The following is an 18,433-nucleotide window of genomic DNA, read 5'->3' on the forward strand; positions in this document are numbered from 1 at the left end:
CCGTTATCGCCCGTAAACGTTTCAATTACACCAAAGCCTGTCGGCAATGGGGTTGAAAACTTTAGGCGTGGCAGGAAAGGCCGGTGCGTGAGGCCCTGCTGGATCAGGGCACACGCTACGCAACTGGGCAACAGCCAGGCAGGCCGTTGCGCAGTCACAGGAGGGTCAAAGGGCGTGGCTATAGAACAACGAGTAGGACTCGATGCCGTCGTTAGGCTCTTTGATACTGGCGTTGGAGTAGTGAATCACGCGCAGGCCAACCTTCTGCGTTTCACCGATCTTCAGACCAGCACCTAGGCGGTCTTCGAAGTTGAACGCAGAGCCGAACTTCTGATCGCCGGCCGTAGTACCGGTGAACAGTGAGACGCCAACACCGGCTTCAATGAAAGGCTTGAGGTTGCCTTGGCCGAACTCGTAAACGAAGACGGGCGCAAAGGAGACCGAATGGCGGCCACCGGCCTCATCACCTGCCTGCCAGTAGGTGTAGCCAAGGTCCCAGTACCCGGTCAGTTTTCCCGTGGAAGATTGCAACCAGGCCTTGTCCCAGTCGAAGCCCAGCGCTATGCGCGCGGTGCCACCACCCTGGCTGGTAGCGCCCAGCGCCCCACTCAGTTGTGCGCCATGGGCGCTTAGAGACAGCAACGACGCAGCAGCAAGGGCAAGTACTTTTTTCATGCTTATAGCCTTAAGGGAGCTAACGGAATGCAGCTCAATAGTGGGTGCCATGGAGCCTATGCCTGGCCTCCCCGCCATGTGCAGCGAAGGGCCGACTTTATCACTAGAATATATATTCTAGTTAGTGAATTCTTGTTCTCGTCTCATCTGTTTAGTCCTGCGCAGTGAGCACAATAGTTGGCAATCGCCCGAGCAGGCGTGGGGTTACAGTACGTAACAATGGTGTGACCCTCTCATACGGTACTTTGCTTTGCTCAAGGGTGGATTTGCGCTATGTTGCCCCAACGCGTTATCGAGGGCCTGCCCAGGCCCAATGGACCCTTGTGAAACCAGAAAATCGTACCCCTACCCAACAGCGCGGCTTCGAGCGCTATACCTCCATCCTAGACGCCTATTCCAGCCTCATCTCCCACACCGGCGATATTCAGGTCACGATGCAAGCCGTAGCACACGCGGCCGGAGCCTCCATTGGCTCGCTTTACCATTTTTTCGAAGGCCGCGAGGCGATGCTGGAAGCATTGGCGCAGCGCCACATCGATCGTATTGGTACAGTGCTGTCGAGCCTGCAATCCATAGAGGACTGCGCCTGGCAGCATTACACGCCCACCGTTGCCATAGAAACGCTCATGGGAGCGCTCTTCGACTATATCTCGCAGCACCGTGACGTTTATATCGTTGCCAAACACTTTCCCTGCCGTGCCGAGTTCTCGGAAGACGGCATCGCAGGGAGCATCACGCAGCTGTATGAAAAAGTATTGCGCCTGCGTTACCCCACCATGAATGAAGACAATGTGGCCTTCCATGCTGAAGTACTTTACAAACTGCCCACAGGCTTGATCGAAGCCTTCAATCTAAAGCCAAACCCACGCCTGCTTCAGGAAGCCAAAGTCGCGTTGGCGGCCTACTTGGGGCAGATTACTGCCTAGGTGGCTTGCGCTGCGGTCAGCAGCACGTACAGCGGGCTCAGTCTTCTTCCTTGATCGTAGCGACATCATCGGCCCGCACTTTCACGTGTTTGCCCGACACATCGTCAAACTCATAAAAACCATCGGCGGTCTTGGTGCGGGGCACGTCCTGGGTGAGGTACTGGGTACCATTCTGCAGCGTAACCACCGTAGGGGTAGAGCAACCCGCCAGCAGTGCACAGGCAGAAAAGGCAGCGGCCAACGCCAGTGTATCGAGCTTCATTGAAAAGTCCTTGATCAAAGATAACGGCTCTGGAGAAGCACGCCTGCATTGCACGCCGATGCACAGGCACACGCTTGCGGCATTTTCTAGAGGATATAGTCTGCTTTTTTTGCCTGCAAGGTGGTGAGGCCAGGGCCACCGCTAAAGCGTGCTGTTTAAAGCAACGCATCGATTGCACTGATGATAACTATCGAATGGGACACCTGCTGGGTAGCCCTGCACGCCTCTTATAATCGCGCCCCTCGTTTGTGATCGCCCCTCTCGCCTGCACAGGCGCCCTCTTTTCAGTTGGAACCCTGCACCATGCCAAGCGCCAGCCAGGCCCCCAACGGCCTTCCCGAACCTGACCAACACAGCGTTAAACAGCAGTGGATGGCCATTCTGTCCGTCGCCGTGGGCGCTTTTGCGTTGGTCACCAGCGAATTCCTTCCAGTGGGCGTGCTCAACGATGTGGCCAGCGACCTGGGCATCAGTGCAGGGCATGCGGGCCTGATGGTGACCCTGCCTGGTATATCGGCCGCCCTTGCAGCTCCTTTGCTGTCGGTAGGGATCGGTGCACTGGACCGCCGCTACTTGCTTATCGGCCTGACACTGCTGATGGTGATCGCCAACCTGCTGGTGGCCTATGCCAGCGATTTCAACCTGCTGTTGTGCGGCCGCGTGCTATTGGGTATCAGCATTGGCGGGTTCTGGGCAACGGCCATTGCGCTCAGTGGCCGGCTGGCACCCAAGGGGGTAGGCGTGGCTCAGGCGACCTCGATCATCATGGTCGGCGTTACCCTGGCCACCGTTCTAGGGGTCCCCGCAGGCACCTGGCTCAGTGGGCTGATGGGCTGGCGCACTACCTTTATGGTCACAGCCGTACTGGGCCTGCCTGTGCTGCTGGCACAACTGTTCCTATTGCCACAGCTCAACCCAGAGAAAGCCATTCGGGTCAGCGACCTTCCGGCCTTGTTTATCAACCCGCTTTCGCGCGTTGGCCTGATTGCGGTACTGCTGATAGGCCTTGCGCACTTCTCCGCGTATACCTACGTGGCACCCTTCTTCAAGCACAGTGCCGGGTTCGATGGCTCAACCATAAGCTCCATGCTGCTGCTCTACGGCATCGCCGGCGTGGCAGGCAACGTGTTCGCAGGCTTTGCCGCCAATCGCAGCGTGCGCCACACCTTGCTGCTGGTAGCGTTGATGATCGGTACCAGCACCGCGCTGTTCCCCCTGCTCGCCACCAGCCTCACCGGTGCCGCCTGCCTGATTGCCTTCTGGGGCTTCGCCTTTGGCGCCTTCCCCGCGTGCGCCAGCATCTGGATGTTTGTGGTGGCGCCCAAGGATGTGGAGCGTGGCATGCCGCTGTTTGTGGCCATGTTTCAAGTAATCATTGCACTGGGCTCGTTTTTTGGCGGGCAGATCGTAGACCAGCTAGGCAGCCCGGTGCTCTTCAGCCTGGCCACGGCGCTGGTGGGTTGCGGCTTTGCCACCGTGCTTGTGCTAGGGCGCAAGGTCAGCAATAGCGGGATGCTCCAGCAGGCTTAAGCGACACGGTAATGGAGCGGCAAGGCGCCGTCTGCCCTGCCGCTCGCCCTGCCGCTCAGGTTCGGGCCCTTACACCGCCACCCCATTCCATGCCGCCACCCACTGCGCGGCCTGTGCCCCGTCCAGCAGCCCGTGTGCCAGCACCTGTGCATGGAGCTGTTGGGCAACAGCCTGGCATTGGGACGCATCGTTTAACCACGCCTGCAGCGCCTGGCTGAAGCCGTCCACGCTGTGGTCCACGATCACCGCAGGCCACTCACTGGGGCGGCTAGCAATGACCGCCGTGGCGCAGGCGCCATGGGCCATCACCTGCTGCTCGGCGGTCGCCAACGTACTGAACCGGTCTGCCACGGCAACCAGCGCAGCATGCAAGCCTAACCCTGCCAACACGGCAGGATAGCGATGTGGCGCGACCGCAGGCTGGAAGGCGCTTACCCAGGGGCGCCAGGCCTCGGGCAATTGACCGTAGACCACCCATGTCACCTGGCCTGCAAAGCGCTCCAGCACCTGGGCCACCAGCGGCACATCCAGCCCGTGAGGGTCATCGCACAACAGGCCGACCCGCAGCGGGCCGCCTTCGGGTTTGGTACACGGCAGGTCACGCCAGCCAGTGGCATCGAGCCGGCTGGGCAGCACCTCGATATGGGGGTGGGCACCGGCCACACGGGCAGCCTGGCTGGGCGTTGCCACTAGCACCTTGTCAAACCCGGCCAAGGTCGCTTGCAGGGCTACCGGTTCCAGCCAGTGGTCTTCTGCCGCCGCCAGGTCGCCGATACGGCAAGGCGCAAGCTGCGATTGTGCAGCATCCAGGCCGAAGTCATTGCCCGGCACCACCGGCAGCACCACCGAACCCGGCACCAGGCGCAACCATTCGCTCACGCCCAGCGCATCCGGCACCAGCCCGCCTTCAAGCAGGCCTGCCGCACGCAAGGCTTCCAGGGGCTGGCCGATACGTGGGTCCGCCTTGCCGCTCTGCCCCACGCCGATCACCACGGGCAGGCCAGCGAAGGCCATGGGGCGCCAGGTGATCTGAGGGTCCAGGTCGAACTCAAAACCAGTGCCGCGCAATGCATGCAGGTAGCTCACGCTGGGGTCGCGGCCCAGTGACGCGCCCCAGTGCGCGTACATAGCCTGCTCATCTGCAGGCGTGTCACCCTGGGGCTGGCGCACCGGCTCGGTCAATGCCACCCAGGCGCGCGGCGTCCACACATTCAGGTAGCCGGCCCAATGCACCTTCAAGCACAGGTCTGCATCGGCCCAGCGGTGGACAAAGCGCGTTTCATCGAAACCGCCCACCTGCCGGAAGATGGCGCGTGACATGGCCAGGCAGGTGCGCGACAGCACGGTCACGTTACGCTGAACCTGCACATAGTCGACCGGCCCGTCCTGGCGGGTGAGCAGCGCGGTATCGGCGGGCCCTTCCAGGCCCAGGCGTACACCGGCGTCCTGCAAGCGCTCCCCACGCTCCACTCGACGCGCGCCCACGGCACCCACCTCCGGGCGCATAGCCTGGTCAATCAGCAGCGCCAGCCATTGCTCGTCGGCCACCACGCAGGCGGCATCCAGGAAGACAATGTAATCGGTGTCAGTGGCCTCCACCGCGCCATTAAGCGCGATGTTCAGCCCTAACGGCGCCACGCTGCGCATGGCCAGCACCTTGCCTTCGGATTCCTGTGCAACGGCGCTCATCCACAGCTGCACGGAGGCATCGGTGTGTTCGGTTTCCACCAGCATCAGCTGGAAGCTGGGGTAGCGGGTCAACATCAGCACAGTGGCCACGCACCGCTTAAGGTGTTCAAGGCTGCCTTGTGCGGCCACCAGTACGGTCACCGTAGGCGTGGCAGCACTGTAGTCAATCAAGTAGTGGCGCGGCGTGCTTTCGGTAACGCGGGCCTGGTCGTAGCCACGGCGTTGCACATGGTGCAGCAGCGCCAGGCGCTCGTCTTCACAGCGCGCCAGGGTTTTTGCCTGGCAGGTCACCAAGGGTTCGCTGATATGGCCGAAGCCCAGTTGCCCAGCCTCGATCAGCCGCAGGATCATGTCCAGCTCGATGGCGCCTGGCAGGGTATCGTCAAAACCATCCATGCCCAGCAGCGCGTCACGCTGGAAAAACCAGTGCCTGCCCATGGCCAGGGGCATGCTCAACAACTGGTCCAGGTTGAAATTTCCTCGCAGCAGTGGCCACTGCCCGCCTACCCCGTCGGTGTAGGTTTGATCACAGAAAATGGCCGGGCAGGCCGGCTTGTTCATCAGCTCCAGCAGGGTAACGCTCAGGGCATCGGCATTCAGGTGGGTACCGGCCTCTAGCATGAAGAGCCAGTCGAACGCTGTTTCCGAGATCAACTGGTTGAGGTGGCGGGTGAACTGGCCGCTATCGCTGCTGACCCAGTACAGCCGCTCCTCGACCTGCCCGGTGCCCATCTGGGGACGGCTGGACACTACCACCACCGTGGTATTGGCCAGTAAAGGCGCCTGGCGATCCAGGCTGTGCAACGTGCGCAACACACCCTGCTCATCGTTATCCAAGTCCTTGACCACCAGCAGTACCGCAGGGCCACCCCCCTGGGCAACCACGTGGGTGTCTATCCTGGCTTGGCGCAATGGCCCCAATCGCCGCGCCCCTAGCCAGCGCTTGAAGTCGGGCTGGGCGAAACCGGGCAATACTTCATGCAACCAGGCACTCAGGTCGCGGAGTTCGGCTTCTGTGCCCAGGCCCGCCTGGCTGGTGGCCAGCGGCGCGATGAGTACACGCGCGTTATCTGGCTGCGCACGCACCCAGCCCAACTGCTTGATCAGTTGGCGGAACAACGCATGGAAGGCCTTGGGGCCGGAATGATCGTCTCGCCCACCCTGGCTGAACTGATGCCTGGACACGCGAAAGGCCGACAGGGTTTCGTCCAGCATGGCGAGGTCGCCCTGGCGCAACAGCTTAACGTAGATCGCCAGGTCGCCCAGCCAGTCAATGTGCTGGCCGTCCAGGCTGAAAATACCGTTACCAAAGGCCAACAGATCGGCCCGGCGACACATCAGGGCAGAAGGCTCGCCAATGATGTTCCACGGGTACTCGCCCAGAAACGAGGTCATTTCCGGCCCGCTGATACGGGTGCTTTCCAGGAACGGAAACCGAGTGGCGTAGGTATCTGGCAAGGCATCGCCCGCTTCATCGACCAGCCGGCGCCGGGCAGTCACCAGCGCCAGGCCCGTGCAGGCCTCGAAGGTCTCCACTTGCCGGCGCACGCAGATGGGCTCCAGCAGGTCATCGTCATACAGGAACTTGATGTAGGTGCCCTGTGCCCGCGCCACCCCCTGGGTGACGTTCATCGCTTCGCCCAGCTGAACCTCGTTGCGCTGGTAATGAATGGGCCAGGGGCTAGAGGGCCGCAGGCGCTCGACAATGTCCTGGATGGCGGTAGTTGGGCAGTCGTCACCGATCACGATTTCGATCGCCGGGTAGTCCTGGGCCAAGGCACTCTGGAGGGCCGCCTCAAAAAACGCGGCCTTGTAGGCGGGTATGACAATGCTGACCAGTGGCGACGGTCCCATGGGAGCTCCTGCAAATCCGGATAATGGAAACAACCAAAAGCCTGGCGTGCCCTACTGGCCCGTCCAGGCCTCCAGCCAGCGGTGAAGCGCTGGCCCATGCAGCATGAAGTTTTGGTGAATGGCCGCTCGCAGGGCCAGCCCTTGGGCGGCGCTGGCAACCGGGTCGGCCAGGTGTGAACGAATGGCGGCAATCCATTCTTCGGTGGTGTTGCTGCTCACCAACGTCACCGGCAGGCTGCCGCGGTAACTGCGGGTTTCGGTGCACACCACCGGGAACCCGCACGCCCCGTACTCCAGCAGGCGCAGGTTGCTCTTGCAGTCATTGAAAATATGCTGCTCAAGGGGCGCGACGGCCAAGTCGAAGTCCAGGCTGGCAAGCTTGGCCGGGTACAGTTCCAACGGCACAGGCGGGTGGTATTCGTGAATGTAGGGCCGCAGCTCGTCCGGGCACATGCCGAAGAACACCCAATCCACTTCAGTGGCCAGGGCCTTGACCACGTCCTTGATCAGCAGCAGGTCCCCGGTATGGCTGGTACCGCCGCCCCAGCCTACACGCGGTTTCTTGCCAGCGCGGTGGCGACCTTGCAGGTGAGCCCAGCGCTCGGGCGGTAACATGTTAGGAACCACCCGAATATCCTGGCTCATATCGCCCATCACCTCGGCCAGGGTCTGGGTCGAGACCACGAGCCGGTCGCACATCCCGATGCCGCGGCGTAGCGAGTCCTTGATTTCCTTGGCCACAAAGCGTTTGTGTTCGTTGGCGCCCGGCACATCCAGCAGGTAGTCGTCGATCTCGAACACGCGGTACGCCGAGGAGAACTGCTTGAAGGTAGTGATACCTTCTATGGCACGGGCGCTGAAGCGGCCCTGGAAAATCACGGCGTCAGGTTTGAACCGGCCTATTTCCGTCACGGAGGGCGCGCCATGGTAGATCAGGCCTGTTACCAGCTGCGCCCGCTCCAGCTCCTGGAACGGCTTGATCAGGCGGTAATGGCCCACCGCACCGGGGTTGATGGACAGCCCCAGAAGGTGGGGCCGCAAGCGCTGCTCGAATGGTTGCCAGGCCCCCTGTACACCTGCATCCAGCCCATAGCTGACGCTGTTAAGTGTCTGGTTGGGGTTGTAGGCGGGGTCTGCCAGCAGGCGCGGCAGCCAGCGTTGGCAAGCCTGGACGGCAGCGTCTTCGTAGCCAGGGCGTAGCTGAGGGATGTTCTCCAACGAGGCGCGATAGCCCACTATAGCCTCAGGGGTCCAAGCCACCAGCGAACCGGCATCCGCCGCACGCAGGCAGAAATCCACGTCGGCACAGTGCTCGCCAAACAGGCCGGTGGCCAGGCCACCCAGGCTGTCGAACAGGCTGCGGCGAACCATCATGCAGTTCAGGCTCACGGCACTGAAGTTCTGTGGCACCACCAGGCGTTGCAGGTAGCCGCGGGCCGTGGCGGACTCGCCAACAAAGGGCGAGCCGGCGATGCCACGCATGCCGAGTATCAGCCCGGCGTGCTCCACTCGACCATCCGCGCCCACCAGCTTGGCCCCGGTCACGCCAATTTCCGGTCGCTGTGCAATGGCCAGCATCTCGCCCAACCAGCGGTCCTCAAGGGCCTGGCAGTCCGCGCTCAGCAGTAGCACGTACTCCCCTCTCGCGTGCTCGGCCAGGGCATTGAAGCGTTCACCTTTCACACCACCCGCCGCGTGCTCCAGTACGCGAATGCGCCCTTGACCGATGTCGACCAAGGCCTGCAACCAGGCCCGGCTGCTGGCAGACTCGTTGGCCGTGGTGCCAATCAGAATTTCGTAATGGCTGTAATGGGTCTTGGCCAGCAGGCTGTCCAGGCAGGTTTGCAATTGCGTGGGGTTATCCAGGCTCAACAGCAGGATCGAGACCAGCGGCCGCTGCTCATGCAGGTAGTTCACGCGCAGAAAGCCGCCCACTTCGGCAGGTCGCCATTCGTAGGCCTGGCCCAGCCGGGCCAGGTGGTTGGCCACCATGGCCGTATGGCCTTGCACTACGCTGCTCTCGCTCAACCAGCCGGCATAAGGCAGTTGGGCATGCAGCAGCACTTCGGGAATGTGGTGCACGGCGGCCAAGCCAAAGTGTTCGGCCATGCGCAAGGCCAGGTCCGCGGCAGCCGTTTCCCCAGCTGAAGGGTCCAGCCCACCCACCTCGGCAAACCCCTGTCGGGAAAAGGCCACAGCCCGGCCTACGTAAGGGTAGGCGCGCAGCAGGTCCAGGTTGAAGTCGGGTTTGAACACAGGCTCTGGCGTGGCACGGTCGAGGCGGTCTTCGTCGGTGTAGCAGGCCTGAATGGCCTCGCGGGTAACGATGCGCTCAGCCAGCAGCAGCAATGCATGGGGCACAAGGGTGTCACCGGCTTCCAGCAGGTAGAACCAGTCAAAACCCTCCAGCTGCACCAGCAATTCGTTCAGCTGTACCGGCCAATCCTGGTGCAAGGGCGCGAACAGGTGCTCGCCCTGCATCTCCAAAGCTTGCTGTGTGCTGGACAATACCAGGCACCCGCACGCCCCATAGCGCTGGGCCGCCAGGCTGTCCAGGGTCGCCTGCACCCCGGTGTCGCCTTCACGCGCCAGGATCACCGGCAGGATCTGCGGCTTGTGGGCCCAGCCGTTCACTCGCTCCTCGACCAGTGCCTGACCCGCCTCCGAAAACGTTCGTTGGGCCAGCCACTCCTGGTACATGTGGGCAAAGCTGGTGGCATTGGCACCAATGTGTTCGGCCTGGGTCATCTTCTGCACCTGCAACAGGCGCATCATGGGTAGCTCGGCATACGGGCGCTTAGCCTCGGGAACAGGCGGCAGGGCCAGGTCCGCAATGCGTACAGACCCTGGCCATGGCGAACGCTCTCCGCCCAGCTGGCTGATGAGCTGGGCAATCACGGCATGCTCCAGCACCTGGCGTTTCTCCACGTCCAGGCCGCGGTACCGGGCGGGCTCCAGGCGCTCGGCGCACAGCTGCTGGTTGATGACCGCCAGGTGGCCGTGGCGCAGAATACTGATATACAACGCCAGGTCGAACGCCACTATCAGCTCGCTGTCGGGACTCGCGAGCATGGGGACTACACGCTTGAGGTACTCTCGCCGCAGCAGTGTTGTGCTAAGGCTGCCAATGAAATTGAGGGACCAGTCCTGGAAAAACGACAGCAGGTCCCCGCCTTTAAGCAAGGCATCGCCCGCCAGCAGGGATTGGTTTTCCACCCGGATCGGCAACATTACCCCATCCGGGTCTGCGAACCAGCGCAAGGCCGCGCAGATTCCGGCCTCCGGGTAGGCCTGCAGTACCTGGGCCTGGCGCGCCACCAATGACGGCAACAGCCAATCGTCCCCATGCAGAAACTTGACATAGGTGCCCTTCGCCTTGCCCAACGCCCATTCCACGTTCGCCGGGTAGGCCAGCTTCGTAGCATGAACCTGCACGCGCAAAGGGACGGTGGTACGGCCTTTGGCCTCTTCTACCAGGCGAGCCACTTCAGGGTCGCCCGAGCTGTCACTGACAATGATTTCCAGCGCAGGGTAGTTTTGCCCAAGGGCGCTATGAAGGGCACGGTAGAAATGGGTCGCACTGCTGACCAGGATGGCGATGGTGACCAGGGGTGTCGATTTCATGAGGAACTCGCCTGATGGCCACTGAAAACTGCGCGCGGCCAGAAAAATGACGGCATCGATGCCATTGGTCGCTTGTTGCAAAAGTGGTGCCGGTTAGGTGACGGAAAAACCGCCCCCATAAGAAAGCCGCCAGACCACGCCTGTTGAAACACAGGGCGATACTGGCGGCTCGGTAACGCGCATTAGGCCCCACACCAACAGGGCCACAGCGCAGCGAAGGTTACAACCGGTCGAACAGGTTCAGCTGCGAGATCTTGGCGAAGGACAGTTGGGCGGCCTGCAACATGGTCTGCTGCAAGGTCAACTGCGTGGTCGCTTCGGCCAGGTCGGTATCGCCGATCTGGGACTGGGTGGTGGCGTTGGCCGTGTGCAGGCTGGTGATCTGATCGCTCTGGATTTGCAGGGCGTTTTCCCGCGCACCAATGGAGCCACGCGTCACGTCCACACGGTTAGTGGCCGATTGCAGGTTGCCTACCGCAGACTCCAGCGAATTGCGCAGCTTGAGTTGCGCTGCCGGGTCGTTAGCGGTTGGCGTATTCAGGGCCACTTGCAGCTGGTTCAGCGTGTCCAGCACGTTCTGGGTGCTGTGGGTATTGGCACTGACCGTGAACTGGTCGCTGGTAGCTGGCGTGCCACTGATGTTGAAGGTCACGCCAGCGGTGGTCAGCGAACCGCTGCCGTCGTAGGCGCCGGTGGTAATGGGCTTGCTGCTATCGGTCACCGGCTGCGCGAACACCTGGTAGCTAGTGGCACTCGTGAACTTGATCAGCGCACCGTTGGTAGGGAAACCTGCCGTGTAGGTGGCAGCGTTCGTTACCGAACCGGCGGTCATCTGCGCCGTGGAGGTATTACCCGCCAGGCGGTTGGCCGTAATGGTGTCAGGCGTTGTCTTGAGGCTGAACGTACGGCCGGCCAGCACGGTGTCCGCGCTTTCAGTCTTGGCCACGTTGGTGTTCACCATGAAGTTCACGCCATACAGGCTGATGGTGTCACCGCCTTCCTTCGCAGAATTGTACGTACCCTTCCCGCCCGACTGCGCCGTGACGTCGTTGCCACTGGCATCCGTCAGCTTGTACTGGGTACCGCTGGTGAAGGTGAGCGAATAGGGTTCACCTTTGGCAAATTGAGTGTTGTAGCTGGTCAGCGAGGTCATTTGACCGGCCGATACCGTCAGTTTGCCATCCACGGTGGCAGGTGACACCTGAGTGGTCTGGGTACGGCTGGTATTGGTGGCCAGATCGAAGATGCTGAACCCCGAATCATTGGTCGCCACCGACAGGTTGTCAGACACCTGAAGGCTGAGCTGGGTCTCGTCGCCCTGGTAGGTGTAGCTGCCATCGCTGTTGAGCGAATACGGCTGCGTGGAAGTCTTGGACCCTGAGAACAGGTACTGGCCGTTGGAATCCTTGGTGTTGAGCAAGCCAAAGACGGTGTCCTTGATCTGGCCGATCTCACTGGCGATGGACGCACGGTCGTCGTCAGTCTGGGCACCGTTGCCGCCCTGGATCGCCAGTTCGTTGGCCCGCTGCAAAGCGGTGGTAATGTTGGCCAGCACACTTTCTTCAGACGACAGCGAGTTGGTAGCGCTGGTGATGTTGCCCTTGTACTGGTCCAGCACCGCGCTCTGCTGGCGAAGTTGCAGCAGCTTGGCCGCGCCCACTGGATCGTCCGCAGCCGTCTGGATACGTTGGCCGGAACTGATCTGGTTCTGCGTCTTGGCCGTGTCGGCAAAGTTCTTGGTGTAGGTGGCAGAGCTGTTGGCGAAGTACTGGCCAGTGGAAATACGCATGTCGTCCGCTCCCTTACAAGGCGTTGAGCAGGGTGGAGAAAACTTCCTGCGCAGTCTTGATGATCTGCGAGGACGCCGTGTAGTACTGCTGAAACTTGACCAGGTCCGCGGCTTCTTCGTCCAGGTTCACACCCGCCACCGAGTCCCGGCTGGAGGTGGCGGACTTGAGCACCGATGCGGTTGCCGTTGCATCACTGCTGGCCTGCGCGGCCTTGGCACCGACGTCTTCAACCAGCTTGGCGTAAGCGCCGGTCATGCTCACTCCGCCACCCGACTGGGTACCTACCGTCTTGGCATTCTGCAGGTTCAGTATGGCGGTGGCGTTGCGGTTGTCGGAGGCGCCATTGCTGTTGAAAGCAACGGTGTAACTGTCCTTGGCAGCCGGTGAGCCGCTGATGTTCATCTGGAAGCTGGCGGTCATGGCTTTGCCGTCAGCATCGAGCATGGCGGCGCCACTGTCGTCCAGCAAAGGAACAGCAACGTTCAGCGTGTTGGTCTGGTTGGGCACAATGGTGCCGCTGCCGATGCCCACGCCGCTAGCGTTGTACACCGTGTAGCCCTGGCTGCCATTGCTTGCGGCGTCGAACACCAGCTTCACAGGCAGGCCGTTCTGCAAGCCAGTCTGGGTCTTGGCCAGGCCCGTGCTGTCGTACACATCCAGCCGCGTGGTCAGCGTAGGCTGGGTCACGCTACCGGTACCGCTGTTGCCCGAACCACTGGTGGTGGCCAGCGGGGCTGCAAAGGCCAATTTGGATACGTCGGTCAACGTGGTGCTGATCTGGCCAGCGCCGTTACGCGTCGGGGTGATCGTGAAGCTATCGCCTTTGGTCAGGGCATTGCCTTTGAGCGCCAGGGTAAAGCCGTCGAAACTAGGTGCCGGGTCCTCATCCAACGTATGGCTACCCATGGAGGTGCCATCCGAACGGGTCACGGTGTACGTGTTGCTGTCAGAGAACTTCACACCGTAGTTATAGGCTGTGAGCTTGCTGGTATCGGTAATGGTGACATTCAGGTTGCCCGAGCCGTCGCTGTTCCTGGACGACGCCTGGCTACGGCCGGCAATGGCCGTGTCGGTGTTGATGCTGGAGAACAGGCTGGAGCCGAAGTTGCCATTGGCGTCCACGCCCTGCCCCAACTGGGTATTGACGGCGTCGCTGACCACTATGGCCAGGCGGCCGATTTCATTCTGGGCCGGTTGCAGCACATCGTTGCGATACCGCAGCAGGCCGCCGATCTGGCCGCCGCTGGCTACCGTGGTCACGTCGGTGCTGTAGCTGGCGTAGTTCACGGTCAAGCCATAGGCCGTGGGGTCGGCGACTGTGGGTTGAGCGGTCAGGGTATTGGCCGACGTACCTGACACCAACGCCTGGCCCGTACCCATGTACACGTCGTACTGACCGTCGCGCTGCTGTACGGTCACGCCTACAAGCTGGTTGAGCTGGCGTACGGCTTCGTCCCGGGAATCCAGCAGGCTGGTGGGGCTACCGGTGCCGCTGGCAGACACGATCTGCTGGTTCAGCGCCGCAATGGATTTGCTCAGCGTGTTCACCTGCCCCGACAGGGACGTGAGCTGGCTGTTCACGTCAGACATGGACGTGTTCATTTGCGTGGCGATGGTGTTGAAACGGTTGGTCAGGGTCGAAGCTGCAGTAGCCAGCAACTGGCGCGACGCCGTATCGCTAGGGGCCGCAGCGGCGGTCTGCAGCGAGGTAAAGAAGTCAGACAGCACCGACGTCACGCCGGTAGCCTTGTCCGACAAAAGCGAATCCAGGGTCGCGGCATTGGTAGACAGGGTGCTGGCTTCCGAATCCAGGGCGGTACTGCTTGATACCTGATTCTGCAGGTAGGAGCTGTAGATCCGACGCACTTCGGCCAGGGTGGTACCACTGCCCACGTAGCCTGCACCGCCAATGCTTTGCAGCGCGCCCGCCTGGGACACCGTGGACTGGCGCGAATAACCGGCCGTGTTCACGTTGGAGATGTTGTTACTGGTGGTGGTCAGTGCCGCCTGGCTGGTAGACAGCCCCGACAAGCCGATATTGATCAGATTCGCCATGGTTCAAGCCTTACAAAGTCGTGGATGAGCCGCTTGACGCGAAGTTCTCATAGCCCTGGAGCTGCTTGGCAATGGAGGCGATCTTGCTCGCGTAATGCGGGTCGGTCGCGTATCCGGCCTTCTGCAACTCTTTAACAAACTGTTCCGGGTTATCGGCCGACTTCACAACATCTTGATAGCGATCGTTGTTCTGCAGCAGATTGACCAGATCATGGAAGCTGTCGGCGAAAGAGTCATAGGCGCGGAACTGCGCCGATTCCTTGACTACCTTGCCACCTTCGTATTCGGCGGTAACCGCGCGCGTGGTATCGCCCTTCCAGCTGGAACCTGCCTTGATGTTGAACAGGTTGTGGGAGCTGCTGCCGTCGCCGTCACGCAGTACCGATTTACCCCAACCGGTTTCAAGCGCCGCTTGGGCCACCAATACTTTAGGGTCCACGCCAATGCGCGCGGCGGCTTCCTGGGCCATGGGCAACATGGTGTTGATAAAGTCGTCGTGGGAGGCGAACGCCGCCTTGCCCGGTGCCAATGGCACCTGTGCCAGCGTGCGGGTGCCAGTGTCGGCAGCCTTGGGCGCGGTGGCGTAATCCTTGGTCCAGTCGCCGTAGGCGCCTGCAGTCTCGGAAGCAACTGGGCTGTCCGCCGTGCTGGCGTTGGCATTGGCCACTGCCGTGGCGATGCTGCTAGGCGCAGTGGCGGGTACGTTGATACGGTTGTTCAGGTTCTGCGGGTGCAGCAGGTTCGCATGGGGCGCGTCGCCACGAACCAGCGTGTTGCGCGTGGTCGCTTCGGTCTCGCCCGGCACGATGCCCGCCAGCAGGCGGTCCACCGACTTGCTGGGCAAGGCCAGGCGACGCTGGTTAAGCATCGCCATGTCGTTGTGCGCTGACGCTGCAGCCGAATGGGCTTCGGCAGAGCCGTTGCGTACAGCGCCCATGGCGTGGGTGCTGCTGTCCGGGCGGGCGAAGGGGTTGGCGCCGGTATGGGAGGCATCCTTGGTCTTGGACAGCTGACGCATAAGCACGTCTTGCAGGCCGATGCCGTTGCCCGTATGGGACAGGCTGACCGACAACTGCTGGTCATACATGTCCTGGTACTGCTTCACGGCTTCGGTGTTCATGGGGTTGTCTTTGGCCAGCACATCGTTGGCCGAGCGCATGGATTTGAGCATCTGGCCCACGAATACCGATTCGAATTCCTGGGCCACCTTGCGCAGGTTGGCGTCGCTGTCGCGATCGCCCACCTTGAGCGAACTCAACCGGTTCAGGTCGGTATAGGCGCCGGAGTCTTTACCGGACGAAACACCCCCAGACGGCATGTCCATGCTGATTACCCTCAGATTACGATCAGGTCGGCTTGCAAGGCACCGGCCTGCTTCAAGGCTTCGAGAATAGCCATCAGGTCACTGGGCGCAGCGCCAACCTGGTTGACAGCGCGCACGATCTCATCAAGCGTGGTTCCGGGGCCGAACTTGAACATGGGCTTGGCCTCCTGTTCAGCGTTCACCTTCGAGCGTGGCACTACAGCGGTCTGGCCATTGGACAACGGTCCGGGCTGGCTGACGATCGGGTCTTCGGTGATCGTCACTGTCAAACTGCCGTGAGTCACTGCCGCTGGCGTAACCTTGACGTTCTGCCCGATCACGATAGTGCCGGTGCGAGAGTTGATAATGACCTTGGCCATGGCCTGGCCGGGGTCTACTTCAAGGTTTTCCAGTATCGACAGGTAGTCCACACGCTGGTTGGGATCAAGCGGCGCGGTCACCCGAACCGATCCCCCGTCCACTGCACTTGCAACTCCCGCGCCAAGTAATTCGTTGACCTTGTCCACAATGTGCTTGGCGGTGGTGAAGTCCGGCCGATTCAGGTTCAGGGTCAGGAAATTGCCTTGGTCGAAGCCACTGGGCACTGAACGCTCTACCGTTGCGCCGCCAGGAATCCGACCTGCCGAAGGCACGTTGACGGTGATTTTCGAGCCGTCCTTGCCTTCAGCGTCAAAACCACCCACGACCAGGTTGCCCTGGGCGATGGCGTACACGTTGCCGTCGATCCCCTTAAGGGGCGTCATCAGTAGGCTGCCACCGCGCAGGCTCTTGGAGTTACCGATGGACGACACGGTGATGTCAATGGTTTGCCCCGGCTTGGAGAAAGGCGGCAAGTCGGCATGGATCGCCACGGCCGCCACGTTCTTAAGCTGGGCAGAGCTGGTGCCGGCAGGTACTTTGATACCGAACTGGGCCAGCATGTTGTTGAACGTCTGCAGGGTGAACGGCGTTTGGGTGGTCTGGTCGCCGCTGCCGCTCAGGCCTACGACCAAACCGTAGCCGATCAGCTGGTTGCTACGTACGCCCTGAATGCTGGCGATGTCCTTGAGGCGTTCGGCGTGGGCACCGAGCGCGGTCAAGCACAACAGGGATGCCGCCACCAACTGCTTGAAATTCAACATGGTCATGCACACTCAGAAGGGGAAGTACGGGCTGGCGAAGAACCGATCCAACCACCCAGGCTGGCTGGCCTCTGCAAAGGAGCCGGTGCCGGAGTAGGTGATGCGCGCATCGGCCACACGGGTCGACGACACGGTATTGTCGGTTGCGATGTCATCTGCACGAATCAGGCCAGCAATACGTACCAGTTCCTGCCCGGTGTTGAGGGTGAGCCACTTCTCGCCACGGACCGAAATGATCCCGTTGGGCAACACATCGGCCACGGTCACGGTGATCGAACCGGTAAGGCTATTACCCTGGGCCGCCTTGGCGTCGCCGTTGGTGGTACGGTCCCCGCTGTAGCCGGCATCCAGGCCCAGGTCAGCACCACCCAAGGGGTTGTTGGTGGTGCCGCTCCCGCCAAACAGCGAGGTCAGGCCGATCTTGTTGCTGCTGCTCTTGGTCACCTTGGAGTTGGCGCTTTTGCTCGCCGACGTTCTCTCAGCCAAGGTGATGGTGATGATGTCGCCCACCCGGAACGCCTTGCGGTCGGTGTACAGGTTCTGGTCAAAGCCGGCCTGGTAGATCGAGCCGTTGTTGGACGCGGCTGGCAGCGGCGTACGCGGCAGCACAGGGGCGTAGTACGGGTCGTTCGCCTTGGGGGGCGGTGACATGCAGCCACTCAATGCGGCAGCACCGGCCAACAACAACACAGCAGACAGACGATTCATGACTCCAACCTCACGGTGTAACTGATCCTTCAGGCGTTTGAGCAAGCGTTTAGGAATGCGGCGATTACAGGTTCTGGGTGACGTACTGCAGCATCTGGTCTGCGGTGGAGATCACTTTGGAGTTCATTTCGTAGGCACGCTGGGTGGTAATCATGTTTACCAACTCTTCCACCGTGCTGACGTTGGAGTTTTCCAGGGTGTTCTGCAGTACGGTGCCAAAGCCGTTCAAACCTGGGGTACCCACGTTGGGCGCGCCGCTGGCTGCGGTTTCCAGGTACAGGTTGCCGCCGATGGATTGCAGGCCGGCCGGGTTGATGAAGTCGGCGGTTTGTACGTTGCCGATCACCTGAGCGGTGGCGCTGCCAGTGGTGGTGATGGACACCGTACCGTCAGTACCTACGGTGAAGGTCTGGGCTTCGGCAGGCACCGTAATGGCCGGCTGCAAGGCCAAACCGTTGGCGGTGACGATCTGGCCGTCCGAGTTCAGGTGGAACGTACCGTCACGGGTGTAGGAAATGGTGCCATCGGGCTGCATGACCTGGAAGAAACCACGGCCGTTTACAGCCATGTCCAGAGGCTGGTCGGTGGTTTGCAGGCTACCAGCGGTAAAGTTTTTCTGGGTGCCCACAATGCGCACACCGGTACCTACCTGCAGGCCTGACGGCAGTTCGCTGTCCTGGGTGGACTGGGCACCCGGCTGGCGTTTTACCTGGTAGAGCAGGTCCTGGAACTCGGCGCGGTCTTTCTTGAAACCGGTGGTGGACACGTTCGCGAGGTTGTTGGAGATGGTGGTCAGGTTGGTGTCCTGGGCAGCCAGGCCGGTCTTGCTGACATAGAGTGCTGGAAGCATGGGGTGTTCTCCTTCGGGCGGTGGC

12 protein-coding genes are annotated in these 18,433 nt (G+C 61.5%); 2 read left to right on the forward strand and 10 right to left on the reverse strand.

Going from position 1 to position 18,433, the window contains the following annotated elements; translation table 11 throughout:
- Nucleotides 1–165: 165 nt before the first annotated feature.
- Complete coding sequence (locus tag ACSAMW_RS06725; RefSeq protein ID WP_500593252.1) at nt 166–675, reverse strand: acyloxyacyl hydrolase; 510 nt, start codon at nt 673–675, stop codon at nt 166–168.
- 323 nt (nt 676–998) lie between these two features.
- Between ACSAMW_RS06725 and ACSAMW_RS06730 the strand changes: the two genes are divergently transcribed.
- Nucleotides 999–1,601 carry a TetR/AcrR family transcriptional regulator gene (locus ACSAMW_RS06730; protein ID WP_500593253.1) on the forward strand — a complete coding sequence of 201 codons (603 nt, stop codon included), beginning with the start codon at nt 999–1,001 and terminating at the stop codon, nt 1,599–1,601.
- A 37-nt stretch (nt 1,602–1,638) separates the two neighbouring features.
- Here the strand turns inward: ACSAMW_RS06730 and ACSAMW_RS06735 are convergent, their stop codons facing one another.
- The gene (locus tag ACSAMW_RS06735; RefSeq protein WP_500593254.1) at nt 1,639–1,863 is read right to left on the reverse strand and encodes a YgdI/YgdR family lipoprotein; all 225 of its coding nucleotides are present in this window, start codon (nt 1,861–1,863) and stop codon (nt 1,639–1,641) included.
- A gap of 303 nt (nt 1,864–2,166) precedes the next feature.
- Here ACSAMW_RS06735 and ACSAMW_RS06740 point away from each other — a divergent pair, with 303 nt between their 5' ends.
- Nucleotides 2,167–3,393: an MFS transporter gene (locus ACSAMW_RS06740; protein ID WP_500593255.1), complete on the forward strand. Its 1,227-nt coding sequence runs from the start codon at nt 2,167–2,169 to the stop codon at nt 3,391–3,393.
- 69 nt (nt 3,394–3,462) lie between these two features.
- Here ACSAMW_RS06740 and ACSAMW_RS06745 read toward each other — a convergent pair whose 3' ends face one another.
- The 8 genes from ACSAMW_RS06745 to flgG form a co-directional block, all read right to left on the reverse strand.
- Nucleotides 3,463–6,936, reverse strand: a complete 3,474-nt coding sequence (locus tag ACSAMW_RS06745; RefSeq protein ID WP_500593256.1) for a glycosyltransferase — start codon at nt 6,934–6,936, stop codon at nt 3,463–3,465.
- Between the two features lie 51 nt (nt 6,937–6,987).
- A complete protein-coding gene (locus ACSAMW_RS06750) occupies nt 6,988–10,560 on the reverse strand; it encodes a glycosyltransferase (protein ID WP_500593257.1) in 3,573 nt (1,190 codons plus the stop codon).
- Between the two features lie 220 nt (nt 10,561–10,780).
- Nucleotides 10,781–12,349: a flagellar hook-associated protein 3 gene (locus ACSAMW_RS06755; RefSeq protein WP_500593258.1), complete on the reverse strand. Its 1,569-nt coding sequence runs from the start codon at nt 12,347–12,349 to the stop codon at nt 10,781–10,783.
- A 13-nt stretch (nt 12,350–12,362) separates the two neighbouring features.
- Nucleotides 12,363–14,405 (reverse strand): flagellar hook-associated protein FlgK, encoded by a 2,043-nt coding sequence (gene flgK, locus ACSAMW_RS06760; RefSeq protein ID WP_500593259.1) that lies wholly within the window; start codon nt 14,403–14,405, stop codon nt 12,363–12,365.
- Nucleotides 14,406–14,415: 10 nt separating this feature from the next.
- Nucleotides 14,416–15,729 carry a flagellar assembly peptidoglycan hydrolase FlgJ gene (flgJ, locus tag ACSAMW_RS06765; protein WP_500593260.1) on the reverse strand — a complete coding sequence of 438 codons (1,314 nt, stop codon included), beginning with the start codon at nt 15,727–15,729 and terminating at the stop codon, nt 14,416–14,418.
- Between the two features lie 11 nt (nt 15,730–15,740).
- The gene (locus ACSAMW_RS06770) at nt 15,741–16,850 is read right to left on the reverse strand and encodes a flagellar basal body P-ring protein FlgI (protein ID WP_500593989.1); all 1,110 of its coding nucleotides are present in this window, start codon (nt 16,848–16,850) and stop codon (nt 15,741–15,743) included.
- A gap of 12 nt (nt 16,851–16,862) precedes the next feature.
- A complete protein-coding gene (flgH, locus tag ACSAMW_RS06775) occupies nt 16,863–17,558 on the reverse strand; it encodes a flagellar basal body L-ring protein FlgH (RefSeq protein ID WP_168085704.1) in 696 nt (231 codons plus the stop codon).
- Nucleotides 17,559–17,622: 64 nt separating this feature from the next.
- Nucleotides 17,623–18,408 (reverse strand): flagellar basal-body rod protein FlgG, encoded by a 786-nt coding sequence (flgG, locus tag ACSAMW_RS06780; RefSeq protein ID WP_168085705.1) that lies wholly within the window; start codon nt 18,406–18,408, stop codon nt 17,623–17,625.
- Between the last annotated feature and the right edge of the window lie 25 nt (nt 18,409–18,433).

Source organism: Pseudomonas sp. AB39(2026) (assembly GCF_059831485.1).

What these genes read in the sequence shown, in the direction of transcription:
- flgK (WP_500593259.1), bottom strand. Translation starts at nt 14,405, where the DNA reads ATGGCGAATCTGATCAATATCGGCTTGTCGGGGCTGTCTACCAGCCAG.
- ACSAMW_RS06735 (WP_500593254.1), bottom strand. Translation starts at nt 1,863, where the DNA reads ATGAAGCTCGATACACTGGCGTTGGCCGCTGCCTTTTCTGCCTGTGCA.
- ACSAMW_RS06750 (WP_500593257.1), bottom strand. Translation starts at nt 10,560, where the DNA reads ATGAAATCGACACCCCTGGTCACCATCGCCATCCTGGTCAGCAGTGCG.
- ACSAMW_RS06740 (WP_500593255.1), top strand. Translation starts at nt 2,167, where the DNA reads ATGCCAAGCGCCAGCCAGGCCCCCAACGGCCTTCCCGAACCTGACCAA.
- ACSAMW_RS06725 (WP_500593252.1), bottom strand. Translation starts at nt 675, where the DNA reads ATGAAAAAAGTACTTGCCCTTGCTGCTGCGTCGTTGCTGTCTCTAAGC.
- flgG (WP_168085705.1), bottom strand. Translation starts at nt 18,408, where the DNA reads ATGCTTCCAGCACTCTATGTCAGCAAGACCGGCCTGGCTGCCCAGGAC.
- ACSAMW_RS06745 (WP_500593256.1), bottom strand. Translation starts at nt 6,936, where the DNA reads ATGGGACCGTCGCCACTGGTCAGCATTGTCATACCCGCCTACAAGGCC.
- ACSAMW_RS06755 (WP_500593258.1), bottom strand. Translation starts at nt 12,349, where the DNA reads ATGCGTATTTCCACTGGCCAGTACTTCGCCAACAGCTCTGCCACCTAC.
- flgJ (WP_500593260.1), bottom strand. Translation starts at nt 15,729, where the DNA reads ATGGACATGCCGTCTGGGGGTGTTTCGTCCGGTAAAGACTCCGGCGCC.
- flgH (WP_168085704.1), bottom strand. Translation starts at nt 17,558, where the DNA reads ATGAATCGTCTGTCTGCTGTGTTGTTGTTGGCCGGTGCTGCCGCATTG.
- ACSAMW_RS06770 (WP_500593989.1), bottom strand. Translation starts at nt 16,850, where the DNA reads ATGTTGAATTTCAAGCAGTTGGTGGCGGCATCCCTGTTGTGCTTGACC.